Genomic DNA, 1,932 nt, shown 5'->3' with positions numbered 1-1,932 from the left:
TCCCCCACCGGGCGCACGGCTCCGGCCGGCACAGCCCGACGCTCCAGCTCGGCCAGCAGCGCATCGCCATCGACTTCGGCAATGCGCCCGGTAAGCAATTCTTCGAGCGCGGTGCGGTGGACTACGCGGGCAGCATTGGTTTGGAAGCGGGCTTCGATAGCCCACTCCGGTTGTTGCAATGCGGCGCAGAGGTGCCGAAACTGGCCGTCGGAGCCCACAGCCAGCACCAGCTGGCGGCCGTTGGCGGCGCGGTACACGGTGCCGTAGGGCACGATGCTGGGGTGCCCGGAGCCCAGCGGCTGCGGGTCGTGGCCCGTGACAAGGTAAGTAGCGGCCTGGTTGGCCAGGGCCGACAGCGCGCTGTCGAGCAAACTCACCTGCACCAGGGCGCCGCGCCCGGTGCGCTCGCGCTGAAACAGGGCCGTGAGCAGCCCTTCTTTGAGTTGATGCGCGGCTAGCAAATCCACCATTGCCACGGGCATTTTCTGGGGCGGCTGGCCAAGGGAGGCGGCGTTGAGGTGCATGAAACCGGCCTCGGCTTGCAGCACGGCATCGTAGCCGGCGCGCGGGTTGGCGGGGCCGTAGCCGGTGAGGTGGCCGTAGATGAGACGCGGATTGGCGGCAGTGAGGGTGGCGTAGTCGGCGTGCAGCTTCTCGGCGTCGCCGGGCTTGTAGCTGGCGAGGATGATGTCGGCGCAAGCGGCGAGGTGGTGCAACTCGGCCTGGCCGGCAGCAGTGGTCAGGTCGAGCACCCGCGACTGCTTGCCCCAGTTCGAGGCCGAAAAATAGGCGGAAACCGAAGCATCTGTAGCCGCTTCGAGAGCGGATGCTTCGGATGGTTTGACCGTTTCGGCGGTGGTTTTCCAGGTGCGGGTAACGTCGCCGGCAGGGCTTTCGATTTTGAGAACCTCGGCCCCCAGCTCGGCAAAAAACTGGCCCACCTGCGGGCCAGCCAGCACCGAAGCGAGTTCGAGCACGCGGAGGTGAGCGAAGGGAAGCACAGGAACGGGATTGGATTCAGGAATCATTTACTCGGATTATCAACCAGCTAGCTCACCAGCCAACAACCGTACAAATACGTTTTGTAGCGCGCCGGTTGAAACTCGCCGGCGCTGAGCACCCACAGTTGCTGGCCGTGGCGCACGTAGTAAACCGGCAGGCCATCGTAGCCGCTGTACACAAAATCACCTTGGCCCGACCAGTCGCTTGCCTGCACCCGCAATTCGCGCAGCAGCAGCTGAAAATCTTCGCGCCCCAACCAGGCCGCCGCTCGCTTGATTGGCAGTACGTCGGTGTTTAGCTGCGCCAGGAAAGTGGTGCCATCGGCCTGGGGCAGCGGCCACGGCTGGCCAACCCAATTTTCCTCGAAGCCGTCGTAGAGTAGCTTGGGGGTGGCGGGCTGATAAAAGGCGGTGAGGGCCATACGGATGAGAAAGCAGCTGAACGGTGAAGCAAGATACTGTGGCTGGCTCGGCAGCCAGCGTTAGCAACCAGCTCAGCTCGCCAGGTAGCCGTATTCGCGCAGCTGCTCGCGCACGTCGCCATCCAGCTTCAGCAGGCGGCCCTGATGCAGCAGATACACCACGTCGCAGATGGGCAGCACTTCGGCGTAGCGGTGGTCGGTGAGGAGCAGACCCTTGCGCGATTTCGCCCGCTGCATTTCCTCGGCCAGGGTTTCGACGTGAATGGGCATCACGCCCGAGAACGGCTCATCGAACAGCGAAAAGGCCGTGTCGGCGTGCAGCAGTAGCAGCGCCTGCACCAGCCGCGCCGAACCGCCCGACAGCTCCCCGAGGCGCTTGTCGAACTGCGGCCGCAGCTCCGGAAAGCGGGCCGTGGCTGCTTCGATATCAACTTGCAGTAACCGGGCCGCCCGCGCCAGCGTGAGCGAGGGCGGCAGCAGCGGCTCCTGGGGCAGGTAATTGAGCAGGC

The 1,932-nt window shown here is 64.9% G+C and carries 3 protein-coding genes; all 3 read right to left on the bottom strand.

The annotated features are described in order from the left end of the window. The coding region (locus ACYVDE_RS21410; protein ID WP_460503568.1) for a CaiB/BaiF CoA transferase family protein at positions 1-1,001 on the bottom strand (1,001 nt) is incomplete at its 3' end. Positions 1,002-1,048: 47 nt separating this feature from the next. Then, a complete protein-coding gene (locus ACYVDE_RS21405) occupies positions 1,049-1,423 on the bottom strand; it encodes a hypothetical protein (protein WP_460503567.1) in 375 nt (124 codons plus the stop codon). A 72-nt stretch (positions 1,424-1,495) separates the two neighbouring features. Beyond that, on the bottom strand, positions 1,496-1,932 hold a 437-nt coding region (locus ACYVDE_RS21400; RefSeq protein ID WP_460503566.1), incomplete at its 5' end, for an ATP-binding cassette domain-containing protein.

This window comes from Hymenobacter agri (assembly GCF_054778495.1).
This window is presented reverse-complemented; position numbering and strand designations above follow the sequence as displayed.

Coding starts and splice junctions, on each gene's coding strand:
- ACYVDE_RS21405 (WP_460503567.1), bottom strand. CDS start 1,423: ATGGCCCTCACCGCCTTTTATCAGCCCGCCACCCCCAAGCTACTCTAC.